Genomic DNA, 24,527 nt, shown 5'->3' with positions numbered 1-24,527 from the left:
CACCCTCCCCCTCCAGGGGAGGTGTGCCGCCTTCGCCCTACCCGAAGGTGCCGAGCTTCCCGTAATGCTCGGCCAGCAGATAGTAGAAGGTCAGTCGGGATTTCGACCGGCTGGCCTTCATCGTCTCGCACACGCTCTTGATCGAGGCGTCGAGGTCGTCGCTCGACAGGCCGAGCTTCTTCTTCAGGAAGTTCTCGCGAACCCGGTCAAGTTCCGCCTGGTCTGAGCAGGCAACATAGCGCGTATCCGCTTGCGACAAGACCAGCCGGTAGGTCTTCGCCATGCTCTCCAACGCCTTCTCATCGACGGCGGATTTGGCGTATTTCTTCACATCGGCGAGATGGTCGCTCATTGGACTGTGCTCCCTCGGGTCGCCGATTGCCGAAACGTCGGCGGATGCGACGAAAACGCAGCATGACCGAGATTCGCGGCTCCGCAAGTCACGCGTGTGCGCCCGACCAACAGGCTGGCTCTCCCGGCCGGATTGTGCGAGAGGCCCGCCCATGAACATCGATGGCAAACCCTACCGCACCATCCTGCCCGCCGCCGACGGCGCATCTGTCGCGGTCATCGACCAGACCCGCCTGCCCTTCGCCTTCGAGTTGAAGCGGCTCGCCACCCTGGACGACGCGGCGATCGCCATCCGCACCATGATCGTGCGCGGCGCTCCGCTGATCGGCGTCACGGCCGCTTACGGCCTCGCGCTCGGCCTGCGCGAGGATGCTTCCGATGCCGCGATCGAGCATGCGGTGGCGACCCTCGCGGCGACGCGGCCCACCGCGATCAACCTGCGCTGGGCGCTCGACCGCGTCGCGGCGAAGCTCCGCACGGTCGGTGTCTCCGAGCGCGCCGCTTTCGCTTTCGCCGAGGCCGGGCGAATCGCGGAGGAAGACGTCGAGAGTTGCCACGCCATCGGCCGCCACGGCGCCGAGATCCTGGCCGAACTCCACAAGGCCAAGGGCGCGCGCCTCAACGTGCTGACCCACTGCAATGCCGGCTGGCTCGCCACCGTCGATTGGGGCACGGCCCTGGCGCCGATCTATGTCGCGCACGAGGCCGGCATCCCGGTGCATGTCTACGTCGACGAGACCCGGCCTCGGAACCAGGGCGCCGCGCTCACCGCCTTCGAGCTCAACGCCCACGGCGTGCCCCACACCGTCATCGCTGACAATGCCGGCGGGCATCTGATGCAGCATGGCGAGATCGACGTCTGCATCGTCGGCTCGGACCGCACCACGGCCTCGGGTGACGTCTGCAACAAAATCGGCACCTATCTGAAGGCGCTCGCCGCTTCCGACAATCACGTGCCGTTCTACGCCGCCCTGCCCTTCTCAACGATCGACTGGACCCTCGACGACGGGGTCGCGCAGATCCCGATCGAGGAGCGCGACGGGCGCGAAGTCTCCCATCTCACCGGCCGCCTCGCGGATGGCGGCTTCGCCACGATCGAGGTGGTCTCGCCCGGAAGTCCCGTCGCCAATCCCGCCTTCGACGTGACCCCGGCTCGGCTGGTGACGGGGATCATCACCGAGCGCGGCGTGGCGCGGGCGGATGCAGAAGGATTGCTGTCGCTCTATCCGGAGCGGCGTTCGGTCGCTTAACGCTTACGCCTGCCACTGCCAGAACACCGACCCGGTGAACTCGAACACCCGTTCCCCGCGCTGGTTCTGCGCGGTGTTGTGGTGGGTGGCGACGCCCCAGCCCGGGCGCGAACTCGATTCCCGCTTGTCGAGCAGGGTGCAGCCGTAGCGGATCGTATCGCCGGCATAGACCGGGGCGAGCCAGCGTAGGTCGCGAAAACCCGGCGAGGGGCCGAGCTGGGGCACCGGCCCGTCCCGCTCGGTCAGCGCGATGTCGTGCTGCCGGGTGATGTGGAGGCGCTTCATCCAGACTGCTGCCGTGTGCCAGCCCGAGGCGCAGAGTGCGCCGAAATGAGTCTCGCGCGCCGCTGCTTCGTCGAGATGGAAGGCCTGGGGATCGTAGGCCCGCGCGAAGTCGATGATGGATTCCGGAGTGAAGACGTGGCCCCCGAGGTCGCGCAGGGTGCCGAGCTTGGCCTGTTTGAGGAAGAGCAGCGTCTCGGCATCCTCTCCCTCGATCACCGGGGCCGGGTCGCTGAGTTCCACCGCGCGCGGGGGCAAGGGGGCGGCGCCCCGCCGTGCGAAGATCACCGCGAAAGCCTGCGTCATCACGATGTCGTCGCGCCCGTTGAGGACGGTCATCGCGAAGCGAACGAAGCCGCGGTCGGGCTTCGAGCCCGAGGCGCGGCATTCCTCGACCTTCGTGACGATCCGCAGCGCGTCGTTCGGCAGGACCGGACGCAGCCAGCGCAGCTGCGCGATGCCGGGCGAGCCCATCGACGTGGCGCCGCGAAACACATGGGCCTGGAGCAAGCGCATCCCGAATCCGGCGGTCTGCCAGCCGGAGCCGATCAGCTGTCCCGCCAGCGTCGCCTTGGCCGCCTCCTCGTCGAGATGGAACGGCTGCGGATCGAACTCTCTGGCGAAGGCGACGATCTCATCGCGGGTCACGGTGATCGGACCGCCCTCGATCACGTCGCCGGGGCTGAAATCCTCGAAGGCGATACCGGTCATACGGTCCATCCTGGTGTGTTCCTGATCGGTCGCCGAGAACGCCGATCGCACGTCGTCGCCCCGGAAACGCCTCTCGACGCCCCGAGACGACGGGAGGGTGGCACGCCGCTCCGGCAACGCCTCAATTGGCGAAGCGGAAATGCAGGACGTCGCCGTCCTGAACCACGTATTCCTTGCCTTCGAGGCGGAACTTGCCGGCTTCCTTCGCGCCGGACTCACCCTTCAGGGAGGTGTAGTCGGTGAAGGCGATGGTCTCGGCGCGGATGAAGCCCTTCTCGAAATCCGAGTGGATAACGCCCGCCGCCGCCGGGGCGCGAGTGCCCTTCTCGATGGTCCAGGCGCGCGCCTCCTTCGGGCCCACGGTGAAGTAGGTGATGAGGCCGAGGAGGTCGTAGCCGGCGCGGATGACGCGGTTCAGGCCGGGCTCGGCGAGTCCCACCGCCTCGAGGAAGTCACCCTGGTCGGCGAGCGGCATCACCGCGATCTCGCTCTCGATCTTGGCCGAGACGACGACCGCCTTGGCGCCCTCCTCCTTGGCGCGGGCCAGCACCGCGTCGGAATAGGCGTTGCCCTTGTCGGCATCGGCTTCGTCGACGTTGCAGACGTAGAGAACCGGCTTGGCGGTCATCAGGCCGAGGGACTGGAACAGCTTCTCCTCCTCCGGCTTGCGGCTCACCATGCGGGCGGGCTTGCCCTCGCGCAGGAGCGGCAGGGAGCGGCTCACGAGGTCGAGCATCTCCTTGGCTTCCTTGTCGGCGCCCTTGGCCTTCTTCTCCAGGGCGACGACGCGCTTCTCGAGACTGTCGAGATCGGCCAGCATCAGCTCGGTCTCGATCGTCTCGATATCGGCCGCCGGATCGACCTTGCCTTCCACATGGGTCACGTCGCCGTCGGTGAAGCAGCGCACCACATGGGCGATGGCGTCGACCTCACGGATGTTGGCGAGGAACTGGTTGCCGAGCCCCTCGCCCTTCGAGGCGCCGCGGACGAGGCCGGCAATGTCGACGAAGGTCAGCCGCGTCGCGATGATCTCCTTCGACGCGGCGATCTTCGCCAGATCGTCGAGGCGCGAATCCGGCACCGCCACCTCGCCGACATTCGGCTCGATGGTGCAGAACGGATAATTCGCGGCCTGGGCCGCCGCCGTCTGCGTCAACGCGTTGAAGAGGGTCGACTTGCCGACGTTCGGCAGGCCGACGATGCCGCATTTGAAGCCCATGGTCTTTATGTCCGTCAGGTAAGGGCCAGCGCGGCGCTGGCGTGAGGCGTGGACGAGGTCGATGACACCGAAGAGTGGCGAGGCTCTGGCCGTCGGCCATGTCCTCCGAGCATGTCCTCGCGCAGGGAACACACGCCTTCATTCCCCAGCGATATCGTGTCCTCGTGTTTTCGTGTCAATCACGGCCGGTGGCTGCGGCATTGACCTGTTTGACGTCGTCCCAGCCGCGGCCCGCCATGGCGAGATGGACCTTGTTCTGGAAGCTCGCATCCTCGCTTTGAGCCAGAAGGTGAGCGTGGTCCGCCACGGCGCGGCAGAGATCCTCGACCCAGGCCCGCTCGCCCTTGCCGAAATCGTTCAGGACATAGGCATGGACCAGGGCCTTGTCGCCGGGATGACCGATGCCGAGGCGGACGCGTCGATACTCGTTGCCACATTGGGCCGTGATCGAGCGCAGGCCGTTATGGCCGGCATTGCCGCCGCCGATCTTCACACGGAGCTTGGCCGGCGCCAGATCGAGTTCGTCGTGGAGCACGATCACATCGGCGAGGGCAATCTTGTAGAAGCGCTGCGCTTCGGAGACCGAGCGGCCTGACTCGTTCATGAAGGTCTGGGGCTTCAGGAGCACGACGCGCTCGGTGCCCAGCGTGGCCTCGCTCACATCGCCCTGGAACTTGCGACGCCACGGTCCCGCGCGGTGGACGCGCGCGATCTCGTCGAGGGCGAGAAAACCGATATTGTGGCGGTTGCCCGCATAGCGGGCCCCTGGATTGCCGAGCCCGACGATCAGGCGCATGGCATCATCTCCAAGATGGCATCATCACCGAGATGGACGACGAACGGGTGGCATCAAACAAAAGGTGCCCCGACCTCGCGGCCGGAGCACCCGTGGATGGAGGCGAGACCGGGGCGTGAAGCCCCTCGGTCTCAATCCTCCTTCTTGTTCTCGGCAGCCTCTTCGGCGTCCTCTGCGGCCTCTTCGGCCTTCTCTTCCGCGGCTTCGGTCGACTGCGCTTCGGCGATCGCGGCCTCTTCGGCCTCGACCTCGGCGCCGAGCACGGTCGGCGGCACGACGTTGGCGACGGTGGCCTCGGCCTCGCCGGTGAAGGTCGTGTTGGCCGGGAGCTTCACGGCTTCGATGTGGATCGAATCGCCGATCTGGAGACCGGTGAGATCGACCTCGACCGCGTCGGGGATCGCGTCGGCGGGCACTTCGAGCGAGAGCGTGTGCAGGACGACGTTGAGGGTGCCGCCGTTCTTCTTGATGCCGGGAGCCTCATCTTCGTTGATGAAATGCACGGGCACTTCGACGGTGAGGTTCTGGCCCGCGACGACGCGGAGGAAGTCGACATGCAGGGGCACGCCCGTCACCGGGTCGAGCTGGAAGTCGCGCGGGATGGCGCGGGTCTTACGGCCGCCGGCATTGATCTCGAACAGAGTGGTCTTGAACCCACCGGCGTAGATCAGGGTGCGTGTGCGGACGAGGTCGATGGCGATGGCCTGCGGAGCCTGGCCGCCACCATAGATGACGGCGGGAACGTTGCCCTGGCGACGAACTTCCCGGGCGGCCCCCTTGCCGACCCGGTCGCGTGCCACGGCCTCAAGCGGCTTTACTGCGCTCATGGCGTGATCCTTCAGATGAAACAAAAATAAGCCGCGAAACGCCAAAGGCCGCCCGAAACGGACGGCCCTCACCGATCCACGACGCGCCCGTGCCTCCAAGGGTGTCTGGCGAGCGCGAAGGCTGCATACCCGCAGAAGGCGCGAAGTGCAACGTTCGGCTTCTCGCCGCGCGGTCGAGGACAGGCATCTCTCAGGCCGAGGGAGGGGCCGCTCGTGGGAGCCCAGTCAGGAGAATGCCACGTATCCGGCAAACGCTTCGCTCATCATGCGAGCGGTCGGCGCCGGCCTCCGCCCATCTGAGAGGGGTTTGTTCACCGGCCGGGACAGAAGAATGGCGGGTCAATTGGCGAGGTGACCAACTTGGCGAGGTGACAAACTTGGCGAGGTGACCAGCGATGACGCAACCGGTTCTTTGGGCATTGGGGGTGACGTCCGCCGCCGTCACCGTCGCCATGAGCCTGGTGACGCGATTCGAGAACGCGCCGCACCCGCGAGAGCGCGGCGAGACGGCCCTCAACATCGACAGTACGAGCCTCGGCGGCACCAACCCGACGCGCTTCGCGCCGAACGCCATCACCTTGTCGGCCGATTCCAACGGACATTTCGCCACCGATGTCGACGTGGCGGGCCGCTCCCTGAAGATGCTGGTCGATACCGGGGCCACCATCTGCGCCTTCAGTTACGAGGACGCACAGCGGCTCGGGCTGCGCGTCTACGAGCAGGACTTCACCCGCCGCATCGATACCGCCAACGGCACCGTCGCGGCCGCGAACGTGCGGATCCCGGTGATGCGCGTCGGCACGATCAGCATTCGCGATGTCGAGGCCGTGGTCCTGCCACGGGGACGCCTCGGCACGAGCCTCCTCGGAATGTCGTTCCTGCGGCGGCTCAACGATTTCAAGATGTCCGATGGCAGGCTGATGATGCGCGGCTGACGCGGCCTTCCCCCGCGGTTCCGGTTCCGGTATGGCGCTTGCTGTCGATGCTTGCTGTAGACGCTTGCAGATGGCGCTCGCTGTACGCCATTTGCCGATTGCCATTCGCTGAACGACCCGTCGCGGAGTGCCATCCGCAGAATGCGGTCGCTTCGAGACAATAAGGGCCCGCGATGTTTCCAAAGCCGCACGCTTCGCTGAAGCCCAATACCTTCGAGTTTGAGCAGTTTCCCCTGGTGAAGCCCACCGGATTTCGGGAATACGATGCCCGCTGGTTGTTCCCTCAGGAGATCAACCTCATGGGCGTCCAGGCCCTCGGAATGGGCATCGGGACCCTCGTCCACGAGATGGGCGTTCGCCCCGATATCGTCACCGGCCACGATTTTCGCGCCTATTCCTCCTCGATCAAGCTCGCGCTGATCGCCGGCATGCAGGCCGCCGGTCTGCGCGTGAAGGATGTCGGCCTCGCCCTCTCGCCCATGGCCTATTTCGGCCAGTTCGCCCTCGATTGTCCCTGTGTCGCGATGGTCACCGCCTCGCATAACGACAACGGCTGGACCGGCGTGAAGATGGGCGCCAACCGCCCGATGACCTTCGGCCCCGAGGAGATGGGACGCCTCAAGGAGATCGTCCTCGGCGGCACCTACATGTATCGTGACGGCGGCGCCTACGAGTTCGTCGAAGGCTTCGCCGAGACCTATCTCGCCGACCTGAAGAGCCGGGCGAAGCCGATCACCCGCAAGCTCAAGGTGGTGGCGGCCTGCGGCAACGGCACGGCCGGGGCTTTCGCGCCTAAGCTCCTCGAAGCGCTCGGCGTCGAGGTGATCCCCCTCGACGTGACACCCGATTACACCTTCCCGCGCTACAACCCGAACCCCGAGGACATGGAGATGCTCCATGCCATCGCGGCCAAGGTGAAGGAGACCGGCGCCGATGTCGGCCTCGGCTTCGATGGCGACGGCGACCGCTGCGGCGTCGTGGATAACGAGGGTGAGGAGATCTTCGCCGACAAGATCGGCGTGATGCTCGCCCGCGACCTGTCGAAGCTGCATCCCGGCGCGACCTTCGTCGTCGACGTGAAATCCACCGGCCTCTACAATACCGACCCGGAGCTGCAGGCCCTGGCGGTCAAGACCGATTACTGGAAGACCGGCCATTCCTACATCAAGCGCCGCGTGAACGAACTCGGCGCCCTCGCTGGTTTCGAGAAGTCCGGGCACTTCTTCTTCAACGAACCGATCGGACGGGGCTACGATGACGGCCTCCTCACCGGCATCGCGGTAATCGAGATGCTCGACCGCAATCCCGGCACGTCGATGGCCGATCTCTACCGGGCCTTGCCCAAGACCTGGGGCTCGCCGACCATGTCGCCGCATTGCGACGACGAGGTGAAGTACGGCATCGTCGAGAAGGTCACCGCGCGCTTCAAGGCGATGCAGGCGGCGGGCGAGCCGATCGCCGGGGCCAGGATCACCGACCTCGTGACGGTGAACGGCGTGCGCGTCTCCACCGAGGATGGGACCTGGGGTCTCGTCCGGGCCTCGTCGAACAAGCCTGAACTGGTAGTGGTGATCGAGAGCCCCGCCTCGGAGGAGCGCCTGCACGCCATGTTCAAGGCAGTGGACGACGTCCTGCGCGAGAGCCCGGAAGTCGGCGCCTACAACCAGACCATCTGAGCCGGACACGGCGACGAAGAACGGAAAAGGCCACCGTCACGACGACGGTGGCCTTTTCCGTTTCGATTGTCCGATAGTAGACTTCCCTGCTTCGGGCTTTTCCCGGAACCGGCTCCGTTACTTCGGGCCGCCTCCGGCCGTCGCCAGATTGCGGCGGCTGTCGGCCTGACCACTGACCTCGCCGAAATACTTCGTCGCGTCGCCGAGTTGCATCGACGGCATGCAGTTCGGCGTGCAGGAATAGGATTCGCGGTCGAGCCCGCGCTGTACCGTGACGATCGAGCCCTGCGGGGCCTGAACGCTGATGGTCGATTCCGCCAGCATCGTGCCGGTTGCGTCGAGGGCGATGAGGTTGGTGGAGCCGAAGCTCTTACCGGTCAGGATGACGATCCCGTTCTTCTGAAGCGCGACATCCGCAACGAAGGGGTTTCCGACGATGACCGTCTGGGTTCGCTCCGGCAGACGGATGACCTTGGCATTGTCGACTGTCACGGCCACGATGGCCGGTGCGGCCTCGGCGAGGGCCGACGATGCACCGAACACGATGCAGAGCGAGACTCCGATCGCCCGCGCGCGCCGCTTCCATGGCGACAATATCGTCATCGACCGGTAGTCCATGGCTCACGTGCTCTCGACTGCGACCGGAAGGTTTCGAGGAGATCGCCAACGCCAGATTTGGTCAGCGTCTCTCGTAGTCGCGACAGTCTTAGCGCCGTGTTGGTAAATGAACGGCTAAGGTCGGTGGCTCGTCGACGTCGATTGGCTCTTGTCGCGATGGCGTTTCGCATCTGCAACGAGCCAGTGCTCAACGGCCTGTACCAGATCTGGCCGATCGTCACCGATCCCTTCGGCAATGGCCTTCGCCGGGACTGATCCCGAGCATTTAACGTTTTTTTACCACACCAAGATCGAGAGCCGCCGGAGCCGGTTTCGGAGACCGGCTTAACCCAATTGCAAGACGAAACAGGCCATCTTCTTTTTTGTCGCCGATCGAAACGCAACGATCTTCGACGGCAACTTCGCAAGACGAACAATCAAGGGATACTGCTATGTCGAGCATTTTCAAGCGTTTTGCCGCCGACGAGTCGGGCGCAACCGCAATCGAATACGGTCTGATCGCTTCGCTCATCGCCGTCGCGGTGATCACCGTTCTTGGCACCATCGGAACCAACCTGAATGCGGCTCTGACCAAGATCGCCGGCAACATCAAGTAAGATCGTTTGATACGGTTTCCTTCGGAGCCGTCCAGACGTCTTGCGTGACCGGTGACCCACGCATCTCGCGTGGCCTGACTATCTCGCCGGACGATCCGTCGATCGTCCGGCAGAGATATCGACCAGGATCGGCGGGCGATCGCCCTCCGACTCGTCGCTATGAGCCTCCGGGCCGGCACTCTCCAGGAGCCGGCGGCGAGGCTCTTTCGCATGTCGATGGATCGGCCTGCGTTTCCCGGTGAAACCTATCCTCGCTCGAGCCAGAGACCGTCCCTATGGCGAGTGTCACGCTTCTGATCGTGTTCCCGTTCCTGATGGCCTATGCGGCCGCCCGGGATCTCCTGACGATGCTGATCCCGAATGCGGTGTCGCTCCTCCTGTTGCTCGGTTTCGCCGTGTTCGCCGCCGCGACCGGACTTTGGGGCTGGGATCTCGCCAGCCATGTCGGTGCCGGAGCCGCGACGCTGATCGTGACTTTCAGCCTCTTCGCCTTCGGGATCATCGGCGGCGGAGATGCCAAGCTCGCCGCGGCCGCCGCGGTCTGGATAGGCTTCGATCACCTGGCGGAATACCTGGTCGTCGCATCGATCGCCGGAGGCGCGCTCACACTCGCGATCCTCATCGCTCGCGCCCATCCGCTCCCTCCCCTGCTCGGCCGGCTTCCCTTCGCCCTTCATCTCCACGATGCGAAGACCGGCGTGCCCTACGGGATCGCTCTGTCCCTCGGGGCACTGATCGTCATTCCAGAAACGATGACCTGGGCACGGATGCTGGCATCGTGACGGGCGATGCAAGCATAAGGCGAGTTTGCGCGGCCGGGTTTCACCATCCCGGACAGCTCGGTCAGCTGTCTCGTGGTGAACATGAATTTAAACCGCAGCGCGTTGGAGAGTATTCGTTAACCGTAATTTGAGGATTCGCGGACGAGTGTAACCGGCGACGGCAATCGGCCGTTCTGTCAGGTTCGATCTCGGCGATGAAACCAGCCCGTCTTGCCGTCATCGCCATTGCGCTCACAGCCGGTGCGGGCGCCGCATTTCTGATGAGCGGAGGCGAAGCCCCTCCTCCGGTCCAGCCCGTGGTCGAGGCACCGCCTCCTGCGGTTCCGGTCACGGACGTGCTCGTCGCGGCCGCCGATCTGCCGATGGGACAGAACATCCAGGCGGCCGATCTGCGGTGGCAGTCCTGGCCCGATCAGGCGATCACCGTCGGCTACATCACGCGCCCGACATCACCCAAGGGCATGGAAACCGTCATCGGTTCGATCGCCCGCACCTCCTTCCTCGCCGGAGAGCCGATCCGTCCGCAGAAGCTCGCGCGGTCCGACGGCGGCTTCATGGCGGCGATCCTGCCCTCTGGAATGCGCGCGGTCGCCATCGTCACCGATACGCGCGGGTCGAGCTCGGCCGGCGGCTTCATCCTTCCCAACGACCATGTCGACATCATCCGCACCTATCGCGACGAGGATGCCTCGCGCTCCGGCGCCGGCGATGTCCAGATCTCGGAGACGCTTCTGACCGATATCCGCGTCCTCGCGGTCGGCCAGATCGTTCAGGAGAGGAACGGGACCAACGTCGTCACCGGCGAGACCGCGACCCTCGCACTGACGCCCGCTCAGGCCGAGGTCATCACGCTGGCCCAGAAGGTGGGACAGCTTTCCCTCTCCCTGCGCAGCCTCGTCGATGCCGGCCGTACCGCGGAGGCTGTGCCGGAGGCGCAGCACGATTCCGCCCTGACGGTCGTGCGGTTCGGTGTCGCCAAACAACAATCGCGTCGCTGAGAGGCCCGCTCGCGCGATGATGAAGGATTCGTCGATGACCACGACATACCGGGTTCGCATGGGCAGCCTGTCCGTGCTCGCAGCCCTTGCCGCCTCCGCTCTCACCGTTTCTCCGGCCGCCGCCGCACCGAGAGCGGGCTTCACCCCCGCCCCGGTCGTCGAGGTCGGCAGCGGCGAGTCCGGCACCTCGCGCCGTATCGAACTGACGACGGGACGATCCCTGGTGATCGACCTGCCACGCGATGCCAAGGAGGTCTTCGTCGCCAATCCGAAGGTGGCCAACGCCGTCGTGCGCTCGACCCGCAAGGTCTTCGTCATCGGCATGGAGGACGGCGCCACATCGATCTTCATCATGGATGCCGAGGGCCGCCAGATCACCGCCCTCGACGTGACGGTGGCCCGCGACCTGAAGCTCGGAACCTTGCGCCAGATCCTGCTCCAGAGCATCGCGGGCGGCCGTTTCGACATCCGGACCGCGGGGGATTCCCTGATCCTGTCGGGGAGCGTGGGCTCTGCCGCCGAGGCGACCCAGGCCATGGACATCGCGAACGCCTTCGTCGGCCAGTCCGGCGGTGGCGGCGGTGGCGGCGGCGCTGGCGGCGCTCCCGTCAGCAAGGGCGCCGTCATCAACAACCTCACCATCAGGGGCAAGGATCAGGTGATGCTTCGCGTCACCGTTGTCGAAGTCGCGCGGACCGTCCTGAAGCAGTTCGGCGTCAATCTCAGCGGCAACTGGTCCGGTCTCAACCTCGCGAACGTCGCGCCTTTCGCTCTCAACGGCGGACAATTCCCGAACGGCAACCAGCTCAAGGCGACGATCAACGGAAGCGGCGGGGCCAGCATCTCGGCGACATTGCGTGCCTTCGAGCAGGCCGGTGTCTCGCGCATCCTCGCCGAGCCGACCCTCACCGCGATCTCGGGCGAATCCGCGAAGTTCACGGCCGGCGGCGAGCTTCCGGTTCCCGCCTCGCAGAACTGCACCGGCGGCGTCTGCAGCATCGGAATCTCGTTCAAGACCTACGGCGTCACCCTGAACTTCACGCCCGTGGTGATGGCGGAGAATCGCATCTCCGTGCGCGTCGCGACGGAAGTGTCGGAGATCGACCAGACCAACTCCTTCACCTTCACCCAGGGCGATTCCGCCGTCGCGGTTCCCGGCTTCACCCTGCGGAAGACGGAGACCACGGTCGAGCTCGCCTCGGGCGGTACGATGATGACCGCCGGCCTGATCCAGCAGCGCAACAAGGCCGCCATCAGCGGATTGCCCGGCCTCGTCAACCTGCCCATCCTCGGCGCCCTGTTCCGCTCGCGCGACTACCAGCGCCAGGAAACCGAACTGATGATCATGGTGACGCCCTTCATCGCCAAACCGATGGAGGCGAAGCAGGTCACGCGGCCGGATGACGGGTTCATCGATGCCCAGGATGGCCAGGGCATCCTGCTCGGACGCCTGAACCGGGTCTACGGCTCGGCCGGGACCGCTCCGCTCGGTGCCGGTTACCGCGGCCGCGTCGGCTTCATCACGGACTGACGCGCTCTTCGAGAGCCCGGGACCGACGAGACGACGAGACAACAAGACCACGACCACCAGGACGAAGCGGCCCCGGCACCCTCAGGACCCGACCCCATGTCATTCATCCCGTTCCGCTCCCCCATCGCGGTCCTCGCGTCGATCGCCCTCGCCTCCGCTCTCGGCGCCTGCAGGGCGGACCGCGCGGAGACCACCGGTTCGCTGTACCCGACCGATTACCGAGCCCGTCATCCGATCGTGCTCGCCGACAACACCCGCTCGCTCGACGTGTTCGTGACCGGCACCGGCCATATCGATCCGCGCCAGACGGCGGATATCGAAGCCTTCCTGCTGGAGTTCCGGCGCTATGGGCGAGGCACCGTCATCCTCGACATGCCGCGCGGCGTCTCGCCATCGCTCGGCTCCGCCGTCGAGAGGACCGGTGCCGCGATCCGCAGGCTCGGAGCCGAAAGCGGCGTCGGCGGACGGCAGATGGTCGTCACCGGCTACGCAGTGGCGGACCCGTTCCTCGCCTCGCCCCTCCGCCTCAGCTTCCGGCGCATGGAGGCGAAGGTCGCCGGCCAATGCGGCGAGTGGCCCCAGGATCTCGGCGTCGGCAATGCCGCCTTCAACGGACGGAACGAGAGCCATTGGAACCTCGGCTGCGCCATGCAGTCCAATGTCGCGAACCAGATCGCCGATCCGATCGACCTCGTCCGCGGCCGGCCCGAAGGACGGATCGACTCGATCCGGCGCACCGGTGACATCAACAAATTGCGTGAGGGCAAGGATCCGTCAACCGTATGGCGTCAGGATGGGAGGACGTCGGTGAAGTCTGCCATCGACAACTGATCGGCGCTTGCCTTCCGTCGTTCGCCAGAGCTTCCGCTTACTTTCCCTTCAAGACCGGAACCCGCACCATGCCGGACTTCAACGAGACATCCGAGCGCATCATCGCTCCGGTGCCGCGTATCACGATCCAGGCCTTCTGCGAGACCAGCGAGACAGCCGCGATGATCGAGGCTGCCGGAAGCGACAGGCGGCTGCAGAAGGCACAGATCAAGATCCAGATGGGTGGCGGCCCCGCCGCTGTCGAAGCCTTCCGTCACGCCCCCACCCCGAACGTCGTGATCATCGAGGCCCACGGCACGAAGTCCCGTCCGCTGGAGAGTCTCGATTCCCTGGCGGAGGTCTGCGACGAGGGGACGAAGGTCGTCATCATCGGCCATGTCAACGACGTGCAGCTCTATCGTCAGTTCATCCAGCGCGGCGTGAGCGAATACCTCATGGCGCCGGTCGATCCGATCGTCCTGATCCAGGCCGTGTCCGACCTGTTCACGGCGCCCGGCGCCCGGCCGGTCGGCCGCACCATCGCGGTGGTCGGTGCCAAGGGCGGCGTCGGAGCGTCGACGATCGCCCATAACCTGGCCTGGACCGTGGCGCGCGAACACGCGGTGGCGACGGTCATCGCCGATCTCGACATCGCCTTCGGCTCGGCGAGCCTCAACTTCAACCAGGATCCGCCGCAGGGGATCGCCGAGGCGGTCTTCGCGCCCGAGCGCCTCGATTCCAATCTGCTCGACCGCCTGCTCTCGAAATGCAGCGACAACCTTTCGCTGCTCTCCGCGCCGGCCACCCTCGACCGGACCACGGACCTGACCGAGCCGGCATTCGACAACCTCGTCGACCTGCTGCGCGCGGCCGTGCCGTGCATCGTCCTCGATGTCCCGCATACCTGGTCGGCCTGGACCCGCCGGCTTCTGATCTCCTCGGACGAGATCATCGTCGTCGCCCAGCCCGAACTCGCCTCCCTGCGCAACCTCAAGAACCTGCTGACCCTGCTCCATCAGAACCGGCCGAACGACGCCAAGCCGCGCATCGTCCTCAACGGCGTCGGCGTGCCGAAGCGGCCGGAGATCTCGGCTTCCGAATTCGGCAAGGCCCTCGACGCCACGTTGACGGCGACGATCCCGTTCGACCCGGTCCTGTTCGGAACCGCGGCGAATAATGGCCAGATGATCGCCGAGGTCCAGGCGGGCGCCAAGGCGTCCGAGGTCTTCTCGGACCTCGCAAGCCGCATGATCGGCCGTCCCGAGACCCGCCGCGTCCGCGCGAATCTGTTCGAGCCTATCCTGTCGCGATTGTCCCGCCGCAAGGCGTCCTGATGGTCTTGCACCTCGAGGAGCCCTGTCATGTTCGGTAGAAGGAGCGCCGTCTCCGCGGTCCAGGCGACGGTTGCGCATGCGCCCGCGCCGCAGGTCTCGCTGCCGGTCTATGACGACAATGCGGGGGAGGCGAAGGCCAAGCGCGTGGAGCGGGTCGTCCCGATCCAGGAGCCTGTGAAGTCGGAAGACTATTTCCGCACGAAGAGCATGATCTTCGGCGCGCTCATCGAAGCCATCGACCTGGCGCAGCTCTCGCGCCTCGACGCGGAATCCGCGCGCGAGGAAATCCGGGACATCGTCTCGGAGATCATCGGCCTCAAGAACATCGTCCTCTCCATCGCCGAGCAGGAAGAGCTGCTCGACGACATCTGCAACGATGTCCTGGGTTACGGACCGCTCGAGCCGCTTCTGGCGCGCGACGACATCGCCGACATCATGGTCAACGGGGCCAGCCGGGCCTTCATCGAGGTCGGCGGCAAGATCCAGCTGACCAATGTACGCTTCCGCGACAACCAGCAGCTGATGAACATCTGTCAGCGCATCGTCAGCCAGGTCGGCCGGCGCGTCGACGAATCCTCCCCAATCTGCGACGCGCGCCTGCCGGACGGCTCCCGCGTCAACATCATCGCACCGCCCCTGGCCATCGATGGGCCGGTGCTCACCATCCGTAAGTTCAAGAAGGACAAGCTGACCCTCGACCAGCTCGTGACGTTCGGCGCGATCTCGCCCGAAGGGGCCAAGATCCTCCAGATCATCGGCCGCGTCCGCTGCAACGTCGTGATCTCGGGCGGCACCGGCTCCGGCAAGACCACCCTGCTGAATTGCCTGACGCGCTACATCGACGAGGACGAGCGCATCATCACCTGCGAGGACGCGGCCGAACTCCAGCTGCAGCAGGCCCATGTGGTGCGACTCGAAACCCGGCCTGCGAACATGGAGGGATCGGGCCAGGTCACCATGCGCGACCTCGTGAAGAACTGCCTGCGCATGCGGCCCGAACGGATCATCGTCGGCGAGGTCCGTGGCCCGGAGGCGTTCGATCTGCTCCAGGCGATGAATACCGGCCATGACGGCTCGATGGGCACGCTGCACGCCAATTCCCCGCGCGAGGCTCTGGCCCGTATCGAATCGATGATCACCATGGGCGGGTTCAGCCTGCCGTCGCGAACCCTGCGCGAGATGATCGTCGGCTCGATCGACGTGATCGTCCAGGCCACCCGATTGCGCGACGGCTCGCGGCGCATCACCCACATCACCGAGGTGATGGGTCTCGAAGGCGACGTCATCATCACCCAGGACCTGTTCGTCTACGACGTGCTCGGAGAGGATGCGAACGGGAAGCTCATCGGGCGCCATCGTTCCACCGGCATCGGCCGTCCCCGGTTCTGGGAGCGCGCGCGCTATTACGGCGAGGAGAAGGCCCTGGCGGCCGCCCTCGACGCCGCCTCCGACGGCGCCGGCCCCGCATGAGTGCGGCACAGATGCCTCTCGCCGTCGGGCTCGCGGCGGTCGCCGCCGGGGCGATCGCCTACGTCGTGCTGACGCCGCTGATGTCGGGCGAGAAACGCGCGGCGAAGCGGCGTCAATCGGTCAGCATGGTGACCTCTCCCGGCAGCCGCGCCGCCACGGTCAATCGGCGCGAGCAGGTGGCCAAGAGCCTGAAGGAAATCGACGCCAAGCGCGGCGGGACGAAGGTCACGCTCGAACTGAAGATCGCTCGTGCCGGCCTGACCTGGACGAAGCAGAAATACTACGTCGTTTCCGCGATCATGGCCGTGGTCGTCGGCCTGGCGATCTTCGTCATCACCTCGAACAAGATTGCGACCCTGGCGGCCATCTTCGCCGGTGGGTTCGGCCTGCCCCTGTATGTGCTGAGCTTCCTGCGCAAGCGGCGCATCAATGCCTTCATCACCGAGCTTCCCACCGCCATCGACATCATCACCCGCGGCGTCCGCGCCGGCATCCCGGTCGGCGACTGTTTCCGCATCATCTCGCGGGAAGCCGAAGAGCCGATCCGCGGCGAGTTCCGCCAGGTGGTGGAGTCCCAGACCCTCGGATTGACGCTCGGCGACGCCATGGTGCGCATGTACGATCGGGTGCCCGTCTCCGACGTCAACTTCTTCGCCATCGTCATCGGCATCCAGGGCAAGTCCGGCGGCAACCTCTCGGAGGCCCTCAGCAACCTCTCCCGCGTCCTGCGCGAGCGCAAGAAGATGGCGGGAAAGATCGAGGCCATGAGCATGGAAGCCAAGGCGTCGGGCGGCATCATCGCGGCCCTGCCCTTCATCGTGGCGACCCTGACCTACATTTCCAGCCCGGATTACATCTCGCTCCTGTGGACGACCGATACCGGCAAGATGGCCCTCGTCGGATCGGCGATCTGGATGTCGATCGGGGTCTTCACGATGAAGAAGATGATCAGCTTCGAGGTCTGACCGCCCATGTTGTCCGCCATCGGCGAAAAGCTCATCGATCCGCGTTTCGTCGGCATGCTCCTCGCGGGCGTCGCCGCCGCGGCGACAGCCTTCGCTCTGCTCCAGCCGATCCTGGAGCCCGACAAGCTCGACAAGCGCATGAAGCTGATCGGCGACGAGCGCGAAGAGTTACGCCGCCGCGAACGCGAGCGGCTCAACAACAAGACGACCCTGCGCGTGGCGCCGAAGGCGTACATGAAGCGGGTCGTCGACCAGTTCAACCTGAGCCGCTGGCTCGGCACCGATACCGCCCGGCGACAGCTGGTCATGGCGGGATATCGTTCCCCAGGTGCGGAAACCGGGTTCCTGTTCTTTCGGATGGTCACCCCGATCGCGATCGGGATCGCGGCGATCTTCTATATCTTCATCCTGAAGGTGGTGGATTACTCCGTTACCGTGCGCCTGATGATGGTCATCGCGGCCATCCTGCTCGGGATCAAGGCACCGGAACTCTACCTGCTCAACGCCACGAAGAAGCGACAGGCAGAGATCCGGCGGGCATGGCCCGATGCTCTCGACCTCGCGCTGATCTGCGTCGAGTCCGGCATGTCGGTGGAACATTCCATCCGCCGCGTGAGCGCCGAAGCCGTCACCCAGTCGATTGCGCTGGCCGAGGAACTGGCCGTCACGGCAGCCGAATTGTCGTACCTGCCCGACCGCCGCATGGCGTTCGAGAATCTCGGCAATCGTGTCGGCCTCGATCAGGTCAAGGCGGTCGCCACCGCGCTGATCCAGGCCGAGCGCTACGGAACGCCCGTGGGCCAGGCCCTTCGCGTCCTGTCGCAGGAGAGCCGCGACCAACGCATGAACGAGGCCGAGAAGAAGGCGGCCGCTCTGCCGCCGAAGCTGACCGTGCCGATGATCCTGTTCTTCCTGCCGGTGCTGTTCGTCGTCATCCTGACGCCGGCGATGATCCAGGTCTTCCGCTGACGTCGACACCACACCACCCCCATCCCGAACGACGAAGGCCCCGGACATCACTGTCCGGGGCCTTCGTCGTTCGGGATGGGGAGCGATCGACCCTCGGACGGTCCAGCGCCTAACCGCGCGGCATCTCCACGGGGAGCGAACGTCTCGAGGCTTTCGGCGATAGCGGCTGCCTGACCTGGGCGGTCAAGGCGCGGAGCGAGGCGGCGTTGGCAGCCGCCTCCTCGGGCGTCAGGTCGTTGCGGGTCATCTCCTCTGCCTCCGCGGCCTTGCCCCGCAATCCGAGGACCAGGGCGAGATTCTGGCGCACCCTCGCATCGGCGCGCGGCTGCGCCACGGCGTTGCGCATCACGGCCTCGGCCTGATCGAGCTGTCGCGCCAGGGCGTAGGAAAGACCGAGATTCGAGAGCACCGTCGGATCGTTCGGCTGGATCTTCAGCGCGGCCTCGTAGAAGCCCTGCGCCCGGGCGTGGTCGCCCATCTGGTCCGCGACGGCGCCCTGCGCCGACAGCACGCGCCAATCCGGTCGGGCCGGGGTATGCGCGTTCTGGAGCACTTCGGCGGCTTCCGTGAAACGGCCGACCTCCGCCAATGCCTTGCCATAGGCCGCCAGCACCGCCGGGTTCTTGGCGTTGCGCAGGGCGGTCTGTTGAAGCACGGCGACGGCCTGTGGCCGCTGGTTCGTGGCCTTGAGCGCTTGGGCGTAGCGCAGAGCCAGGCCGACATCGTTCTGGTCGGCATTGTACTTCTGGCCGAGATTATCGACGTCGCGCTGCGTCACCACATCGCGTGCCTGCGTGCGCCCGAAATTCTTGAGCGAGAACCCACCGATCGAACCGGTGGTTTCCGGTGACCGCGATTGGCAGGCGCTCGCCAGGAGACCGATCAGCGCCACGCCGGCCAGGCGCGCGGTGCGCGACCTTCCTGCGCGGACTCGCTCGGGAGAAAAGGGAGGTACCTGGTCTGAACGCAACGACGCCATGACGTGCTCCGCACGAGCCTTCCGGTCGGCGCTTCACGCCACCGGTCGCGCAGTGATAGAGCGTTAACCCTAATCGCCGGTTAACCCGAGTTAAGGGCTTCCACGGGGCCGGCGACCACACCACACCGACGCCCACGAGTCCCGACCCTGCCCCATTTCAGCGCCGAAACTCCCGCCGCCTTACCGATCTGCTGCATCCGCGGCGAGGAATGGAGCACCGTCGAGGCGGAGCTTAGCCCGAGGCACCGGGCCTTCGCCGAAGCCACCGACTTTCTTCCGAGAGCCGGGCGCGTCGCGCTCCTCCCGGCTGAGGACGGCCGCATCGATCGGGTCCTGTTCGGTCTCGGTGACGGATCCGATCCGTTCCTTGCCGGAAAGCTGCCGTCGCTGCTGCCGCCCGGAACCTATCGTCTCGAGCCACGACCCTCTCTCGACCGGTCCGCGGCTGCATTGGCGTGGCTGCTCGGAAGCTATCGTTTTTCGCGCTACCGCAAGCCCGCTTCCAAGGAGCCTCTCCTCGTCGCCCCCGAGGGCATCGATGCGACGGAGATCGGACGGATCGCCGAGGCCGTCGCCCTCGGGCGCGACCTCGTCAACACGCCCGCCAACGATCTCGGACCGGATGAGATCGAGGCTGCCGCCCGATCGCTGGCCGATCGTCACGGTGCGGCGATCACGGTGACGCAGGGTGCCGCCCTCGCCCGGGATTTCCCACTCGTCCACGCGGTTGGAGCCGCCTCCCCCCGCGCGCCTCGTCTCATCGACCTCACCTGGGGGGATGCCGGTGCTCCGAAGGTCACCCTCGTCGGCAAGGGCGTCGTGTTCGATACCGGCGGCCTCGATATCAAACCGTCGAGCGGCATGCTGCTGATGAAGAAGGATATGGGCGGCTCGGCCGCGGCCCTCGCCGCCGCATCGATGATCTTGGGGGCAGGCCTGAACCTGCGCCTGCGTCTCATCATTCCCGCCGTCGAGAACGCCATCGCGGGCAATGCCTTCCGGCCCGGCGACGTGTTCAGGAGCCGTGCGGGCCTGACCGTCGAGATCGGCAACACCGATGCCGAGGGCCGCTTGATCCTAGCCGACGCCCTCGCTCTGGCCGATGAGGACAAGCCCGATCTGCTCATCGATTTCGCGACCCTGACCGGAGCGGCGCGGGTCGCTCTGGGCCCGGACCTGCCGGCCTTCTTCACCGAAGACGACGATCTCGCCTTGGCGGTGACGGATGCGGGAACGAAGGCGGTCGATCCGGTCTGGCGCCTGCCGCTCCACAAACCCTATGCAAGCCTGCTCGATTCGAAGGTCGCCGATCTCAACAACGTCTCCGGCGGCCCCTTCGCCGGTGCGATCACGGCGGCCCTGTTCCTACGCCGGTTCGCTCCGGGCACGCGTTCCCACGTGCATTTCGACCTGTACGGCTGGAACCCGTCGACCAAGCCCGGCCGGCCGGAAGGCGGCGAAGTTCAGACAGCCCGCCTCGTCTATGCCCTGCTCAAGGAGCGTTACCCGGCTCAGTAGCCCTCGCCTCACGCCGCGATCGCCGCCTTCTCCACTCCATAGGCGATGCGAACGACGTCCTTGCCATAGGCCCGCTCCAGGCGGCGCACGGTGAAATGCGCGCGCGCCATGGCCTGGAAATGGTTCATGAAGGCGGTGTTCACGGCGGCGCCGCCGAAGGCGCCGAGGATCGGCACGGCCTGCGCGGCGACCTTCTGCGACACGACGAGGCCGAAACGCGCGGCGATCTGCGTCGAGAAGCGGATCAGGGCCGGAGCCGCCTCGTCGAGGAGCGCGCGGTTGCCGGCATAGCGGGCCGCCTCCGACATGGTCTTGGCGAGTGCCGCGCGCACCGCGAAATACCCGCTCTCGCTGAGCGCCGTCTCGGCACCGCTGCGACCGCCCAGCGCGAAGACCTGCACGCAGGCGAGCGCATTCTCGGGGTTGGACAGGTCCTCGCCCTCCTCGCGCGCGATCTGCGCGATGGAACGCAGCATCAGAGTGGTCGAGAGCGGCAATTCCACCGGCAGGGTCGCGATGCCGAAGGCACCGCCCACCGCCCCGGACAGGGCCGCCATCGCCTTGTGGCCGAAATCGCCCGTCGGCAGGAAGCGGGCGAAACGCTCGCCCGTCGTGGAGCCGACCGTTGCCGGCAGGTCTTGGATCGTCGCCGAAGCAGCCGTGTCGGAGGCCGTCGCGGGCACGATCGTCTTCTCCGCCTCCGGCAGCGTGGCGAGGGCGACGCGCAAGGCCGTCCGCATGGCGCCTTCGGTGGCGCGCGAGACGGCATCCGTCACGGGAGCCGGCAGGCTGCGGCTGATCATCTCGAGGGGGGCGCCTGCCGCCGCCGAGAGGCGGGAGGCGAGGCCGGGAATCTCCAGCGTGCGCACGGCACGGCCGAGGGCCGCCAGGTCGGCGTCGCTGAGGGTCGCGCCAGCGGCGGTCTCAGTCGGCATGGAGCGGGTATCGTCGACGAGGGAATTGGTGCTCACGTCTGCGGTCTCATCCGTGTTCCGGGCGTCGCGGCGCCGGGCCGATCGCTGGAAGCAAGCGTGAGGCCGGCAGGATGGTTCCCGCTCACGGTCTCGGTGTCCGCCGTTGCGGCCGCCTCGGCGGCGGCGCGGGCGGCACTCCGCTCACCCGCACGCCCGACGAACAGGCAGAGGATCACCACGGGAATGCCGACGGCGGCGGTGAAGGCGAAGAAGACCGGATAGCCGTAGCTCGCCGCGATGAAGCCCGACGTGCCGGCCACGAGTTTTCCGGGCAGCGCGTAGAGCGACGAGAACAGCGCGTATTGCGTGGCGGCGAAGCCCGGTGCCGTCAGGCTCGACATGTAGGCGATCAGCGCCATGCCGGCGAAGGACCCGCAGAAATTGTCGATGGAGATCGCCGCCGTCAGGCGCCAGACCTCCGGGCCGCCATAGGACAGCCACGAGAAGGCGAGGTTGGAGGCCGCCCCCAGGAATGCTCCCGTCACCAGGGTAGGAAACAGCCCAAGCCGGGTCATCGCCCAACCGCCGACGAAGGCGCCGGCGATGCCGACCCAGATGCCGTAGAGTTTCGACACCGCGCCGATCTCGGTCAGGGTGAAACCCACCTGCCGGTAGAGCGGGCTCGCCATCACGCCGGAGATGAAATCCGGCATGCGGTAGAACGCGACGAGGATGAGGATCGCCCACAGGCCGGGACCCAGGCGGGTATGCAGCTCGGTCAGGGGTTCGAGCACCGCGCCGCGGAACGTCCAGACCTTTGCCGGCGCGCTCTTCTGCTCCGCCGTCTGTGCCTCTTCAGCCCTGGTCTGCGCCCTGTCGTAGGCGGGCGCCACCAGGGCGGCGATCATGCCAATTCCCATCAGCGCGGCCATGCTGAAATAGGCGACCGACCAGCCGGCCCCGTCGGCGATGAAGAGCGCGCCGGCCCCGGCGCACATGAGCGCCAGGCGATAGCCGAGGTTCGACGTCGCCGCCATGACACCCTGGAGATCGGTGCCGGCCGCGTCGATGCGCCAACCGTCGATCACGACGTCCTGGGTCGCCGCGCAGATCGCCACCAGGAATGCGCCGAGACCGAGCAGGACGATGCTGGTCGACGGGTTCGCCGTCGCCATGAGCGAGAGCGCGAGGGCGACGGCGACCTGCGTCGTGATCATCCAGGAGCGCCTGCGGCCGATACGGGCGCTGAGGACGGGAACGTCGAACCGGTCGATCAGCGGCGCCCAGAGGAACTTCAGCGTGTAGGGCAGCGCCAGATAGCTGAAGAGGCCGATGGCCTTGATGTCCACGTCCGAGAAGGCGAGCCGGGTCGAGAACGTGCCGAGGACGAGGAGGAGCGGCAAGCCGGACGAGAAGCCGAGGGCCAGCATCAAGGCGATGCGCGGATCTTCGAATATATCCCGGAAGGCGAGCTTGGTGCGCACCTTTCCCGCTACCGCTGCAGTCTGAGCCATTCGTGGAACTCCTAGAGGCTTCTGACCCTTGAAGGTCGGCTGCCACGCTCAATCCGAGGGTGGCTCGTCCGTCAGTTCGTCACTGCGCTCCGGGGCGCGCCGCCACCCGTGACAGAGATAAAGAATGGTCACTAAGAACTTAATAGGCACCCGCACTTTGCAGGTAGCCATTGGCTCGCAATGGGACATATTCCGCATTGATGAGTCGAAATGACGAGACGACGTCATTTTCCTTTGTCTGCCAGGACGGTCGTATCGGTCTGTACCGTGGCTGTGCTTTCCTGTTGTGCGCGGCGACGGCGTAGGCGTGTGTTAGGATGATGGACAGCAGCGACGATCGAGGGACGGTCCAGCCCCGTCCGGTGGGTAACGCCGCCATCGACGCCAGGACGTTCGCCATGGCGTTCGATGCCACTCCCACGCCCATGGTGGTCACAGACCCGCGACTGGCCGACAACCCCATCGTCTGGGTCAACAACGCCTTTCTCGACCTGACCGGCTATAGCCGGCAGGAGTTGGAGGGCCGCAACTGCCGCCTGCTGCAAGGGCCGGACAGCGATCCGCGCGCGATCGACGCCATCCGCGACGCCGTGACGAGGCAAACCTCCGTCGAGGTGGAACTGCACAATTATCGCAAGGACGGCACCTCCTTCTGGAACGCGATGACGATCACGCCCGTCCGCAACGAGGCGGGGGACCTCATCTATTATTATGCCGCCCAGGCGGACATGACCGCCAAGCACGCGCTCGAACTCGCCATGAAGGGGACGAACGACGAACTCGAACGGCAGGTCAACGAGCAGACGGCCGATCTGCGCGCCGCCCTCGACCAGAAGACCGCGCTGCTTCACGAGGTCGATCACCGGGTCAAGAACAACCTCCAGGTCATCTCGTCCCTGGTCCTGCTGAAGGCGCGTCGTACTCCGCAGGGAGAGGCGCGCGATGCCCTCCAGGGCATGGCTGAGCGGATCGGCGCGCTCTCCATGGTCCATCGGATGCTCTATTCCGCCGGGGACGTGACCCGGTTCAACCTGGGGGAGTTCGCCGACGATTTCCTCTCGGACCTGATCGCCGGCATCGATCCGGCGCGCACGGCCGTCACCGCCGAGATCGACCCGATCACCCTGCCGGCGGCCATCGCGGCTCCCCTGGCGCTGATGCTGCACGAACTCGCCACCAACGCCGTGCGCCACGCTTTTCCCGACGAGCGCGGAGGACGCATCATCATTTCGGCGCGCCGCTGCGAGACCGGTCTGCGCGTCCTGATCGAGGATGATGGCATCGGGTTGAAGGCCGGGACGCCGAACCCCGCCGGCTTCGGCTGTTCCCTCGTCGAGATGGTGGTGAAGCAATTGCGCGGGGTCATCACCTGGCACGATCCCGGTCCGGGCACGCGCGTGGAGATCGTCATCCCGCTGCTGCAGGAGGCACCCGCATCGGCGCCGGGCGATGCGTCCGCAGGTCCCGTACAGTGAGTGACGA

At 66.2% G+C, this 24,527-nt stretch carries 23 protein-coding genes; 14 read left to right on the top strand and 9 right to left on the bottom strand.

All coding sequences use genetic code 11. From position 1 onward, the window contains the following. Positions 1–37: 37 nt before the first annotated feature. Entirely contained in the window at positions 38–352 is a 315-nt protein-coding gene (locus A3OK_RS0101790) for a DUF2853 family protein (protein ID WP_019903218.1), read from the bottom strand. Between the two features lie 151 nt (positions 353–503). On the opposite strand from A3OK_RS0101790, the gene mtnA reads away from it, so the two are divergent. Then, a complete protein-coding gene (gene mtnA, locus A3OK_RS0101785) occupies positions 504–1,601 on the top strand; it encodes an S-methyl-5-thioribose-1-phosphate isomerase (protein ID WP_019903217.1) in 1,098 nt (365 codons plus the stop codon). A gap of 3 nt (positions 1,602–1,604) precedes the next feature. Here mtnA and A3OK_RS0101780 read toward each other — a convergent pair whose 3' ends face one another. From A3OK_RS0101780 to A3OK_RS0101765, 4 genes are all read right to left on the bottom strand, one after another. Continuing rightward, positions 1,605–2,594 carry a MaoC family dehydratase gene (locus A3OK_RS0101780; RefSeq protein ID WP_019903216.1) on the bottom strand — a complete coding sequence of 330 codons (990 nt, stop codon included), beginning with the start codon at positions 2,592–2,594 and terminating at the stop codon, positions 1,605–1,607. A 121-nt stretch (positions 2,595–2,715) separates the two neighbouring features. Beyond that, positions 2,716–3,813 (bottom strand): redox-regulated ATPase YchF, encoded by a 1,098-nt coding sequence (ychF, locus tag A3OK_RS0101775; RefSeq protein WP_019903215.1) that lies wholly within the window; start codon positions 3,811–3,813, stop codon positions 2,716–2,718. Between the two features lie 175 nt (positions 3,814–3,988). Further along, positions 3,989–4,609, bottom strand: a complete 621-nt coding sequence (pth, locus tag A3OK_RS0101770) for an aminoacyl-tRNA hydrolase (RefSeq protein ID WP_019903214.1) — start codon at positions 4,607–4,609, stop codon at positions 3,989–3,991. Positions 4,610–4,740: 131 nt separating this feature from the next. Then, a complete protein-coding gene (locus A3OK_RS0101765) occupies positions 4,741–5,436 on the bottom strand; it encodes a 50S ribosomal protein L25/general stress protein Ctc (protein WP_026596835.1) in 696 nt (231 codons plus the stop codon). Between the two features lie 395 nt (positions 5,437–5,831). Here A3OK_RS0101765 and A3OK_RS0101760 point away from each other — a divergent pair, with 395 nt between their 5' ends. Continuing rightward, positions 5,832–6,371 carry a TIGR02281 family clan AA aspartic protease gene (locus tag A3OK_RS0101760; RefSeq protein ID WP_026596834.1) on the top strand — a complete coding sequence of 180 codons (540 nt, stop codon included), beginning with the start codon at positions 5,832–5,834 and terminating at the stop codon, positions 6,369–6,371. Between the two features lie 173 nt (positions 6,372–6,544). Then, a complete protein-coding gene (locus A3OK_RS0101755) occupies positions 6,545–8,047 on the top strand; it encodes a phosphomannomutase/phosphoglucomutase (protein ID WP_019903211.1) in 1,503 nt (500 codons plus the stop codon). Positions 8,048–8,164: 117 nt separating this feature from the next. Here the strand turns inward: A3OK_RS0101755 and A3OK_RS0101750 are convergent, their stop codons facing one another. Beyond that, the gene (locus A3OK_RS0101750) at positions 8,165–8,650 is read right to left on the bottom strand and encodes a pilus assembly protein N-terminal domain-containing protein (RefSeq protein WP_026596833.1); all 486 of its coding nucleotides are present in this window, start codon (positions 8,648–8,650) and stop codon (positions 8,165–8,167) included. A gap of 446 nt (positions 8,651–9,096) precedes the next feature. Between A3OK_RS0101750 and A3OK_RS0101740 the strand changes: the two genes are divergently transcribed. From A3OK_RS0101740 to A3OK_RS0101700, 9 genes are all read left to right on the top strand, one after another. Continuing rightward, positions 9,097–9,261, top strand: a complete 165-nt coding sequence (locus A3OK_RS0101740) for a Flp family type IVb pilin (protein ID WP_019903208.1) — start codon at positions 9,097–9,099, stop codon at positions 9,259–9,261. Positions 9,262–9,536: 275 nt separating this feature from the next. Beyond that, entirely contained in the window at positions 9,537–10,043 is a 507-nt protein-coding gene (locus A3OK_RS22195; RefSeq protein WP_019903207.1) for a prepilin peptidase, read from the top strand. Positions 10,044–10,237: 194 nt separating this feature from the next. Further along, positions 10,238–11,041: a Flp pilus assembly protein CpaB gene (cpaB, locus tag A3OK_RS0101730; protein WP_019903206.1), complete on the top strand. Its 804-nt coding sequence runs from the start codon at positions 10,238–10,240 to the stop codon at positions 11,039–11,041. A 34-nt stretch (positions 11,042–11,075) separates the two neighbouring features. Next, positions 11,076–12,572: a type II and III secretion system protein family protein gene (locus A3OK_RS0101725; RefSeq protein WP_026596832.1), complete on the top strand. Its 1,497-nt coding sequence runs from the start codon at positions 11,076–11,078 to the stop codon at positions 12,570–12,572. A 96-nt stretch (positions 12,573–12,668) separates the two neighbouring features. Then, positions 12,669–13,403 carry a CpaD family pilus assembly protein gene (locus A3OK_RS0101720; RefSeq protein ID WP_019903204.1) on the top strand — a complete coding sequence of 245 codons (735 nt, stop codon included), beginning with the start codon at positions 12,669–12,671 and terminating at the stop codon, positions 13,401–13,403. A 68-nt stretch (positions 13,404–13,471) separates the two neighbouring features. Continuing rightward, positions 13,472–14,716 carry an AAA family ATPase gene (locus A3OK_RS0101715; protein ID WP_019903203.1) on the top strand — a complete coding sequence of 415 codons (1,245 nt, stop codon included), beginning with the start codon at positions 13,472–13,474 and terminating at the stop codon, positions 14,714–14,716. 27 nt (positions 14,717–14,743) lie between these two features. Further along, complete coding sequence (locus A3OK_RS0101710) at positions 14,744–16,186, top strand: CpaF family protein (protein ID WP_019903202.1); 1,443 nt, start codon at positions 14,744–14,746, stop codon at positions 16,184–16,186. Then, a complete protein-coding gene (locus tag A3OK_RS0101705; RefSeq protein WP_019903201.1) occupies positions 16,183–17,151 on the top strand; it encodes a type II secretion system F family protein in 969 nt (322 codons plus the stop codon). Before A3OK_RS0101710 ends, A3OK_RS0101705 begins: the two co-directional genes overlap by 4 nt. Before the next feature lie 6 nt (positions 17,152–17,157). Next, positions 17,158–18,120, top strand: coding sequence for a type II secretion system F family protein (locus tag A3OK_RS0101700; protein WP_019903200.1), 963 nt, complete (start codon positions 17,158–17,160; stop codon positions 18,118–18,120). Positions 18,121–18,229: 109 nt separating this feature from the next. On the opposite strand, the gene A3OK_RS22190 is transcribed toward A3OK_RS0101700, so the two are convergent. Next, complete coding sequence (locus tag A3OK_RS22190; protein WP_019903199.1) at positions 18,230–19,012, bottom strand: tetratricopeptide repeat protein; 783 nt, start codon at positions 19,010–19,012, stop codon at positions 18,230–18,232. Positions 19,013–19,294: 282 nt separating this feature from the next. Between A3OK_RS22190 and A3OK_RS0101690 the strand changes: the two genes are divergently transcribed. Further along, the gene (locus A3OK_RS0101690; RefSeq protein WP_245259402.1) at positions 19,295–20,617 is read left to right on the top strand and encodes a leucyl aminopeptidase family protein; all 1,323 of its coding nucleotides are present in this window, start codon (positions 19,295–19,297) and stop codon (positions 20,615–20,617) included. Between the two features lie 8 nt (positions 20,618–20,625). Here A3OK_RS0101690 and A3OK_RS0101685 read toward each other — a convergent pair whose 3' ends face one another. Beyond that, positions 20,626–21,588 (bottom strand): EcsC family protein, encoded by a 963-nt coding sequence (locus A3OK_RS0101685; RefSeq protein ID WP_019903197.1) that lies wholly within the window; start codon positions 21,586–21,588, stop codon positions 20,626–20,628. Next, a complete protein-coding gene (locus A3OK_RS0101680; protein WP_026596830.1) occupies positions 21,585–23,045 on the bottom strand; it encodes an AmpG family muropeptide MFS transporter in 1,461 nt (486 codons plus the stop codon). The genes A3OK_RS0101685 and A3OK_RS0101680 overlap by 4 nt, the downstream gene beginning before the upstream one ends. 398 nt (positions 23,046–23,443) lie before the next feature. On the opposite strand from A3OK_RS0101680, the gene A3OK_RS0101675 reads away from it, so the two are divergent. Then, positions 23,444–24,520 carry a PAS domain-containing protein gene (locus A3OK_RS0101675; RefSeq protein WP_051092948.1) on the top strand — a complete coding sequence of 359 codons (1,077 nt, stop codon included), beginning with the start codon at positions 23,444–23,446 and terminating at the stop codon, positions 24,518–24,520. The last annotated feature ends 7 nt before the right edge of the window (positions 24,521–24,527 follow it).

The sequence above is a fragment of the Methylobacterium sp. 77 genome, from assembly GCF_000372825.1.
Classification (GTDB): Bacteria; Pseudomonadota; Alphaproteobacteria; order Rhizobiales; family Beijerinckiaceae; genus Methylobacterium.
This window is presented reverse-complemented; position numbering and strand designations above follow the sequence as displayed.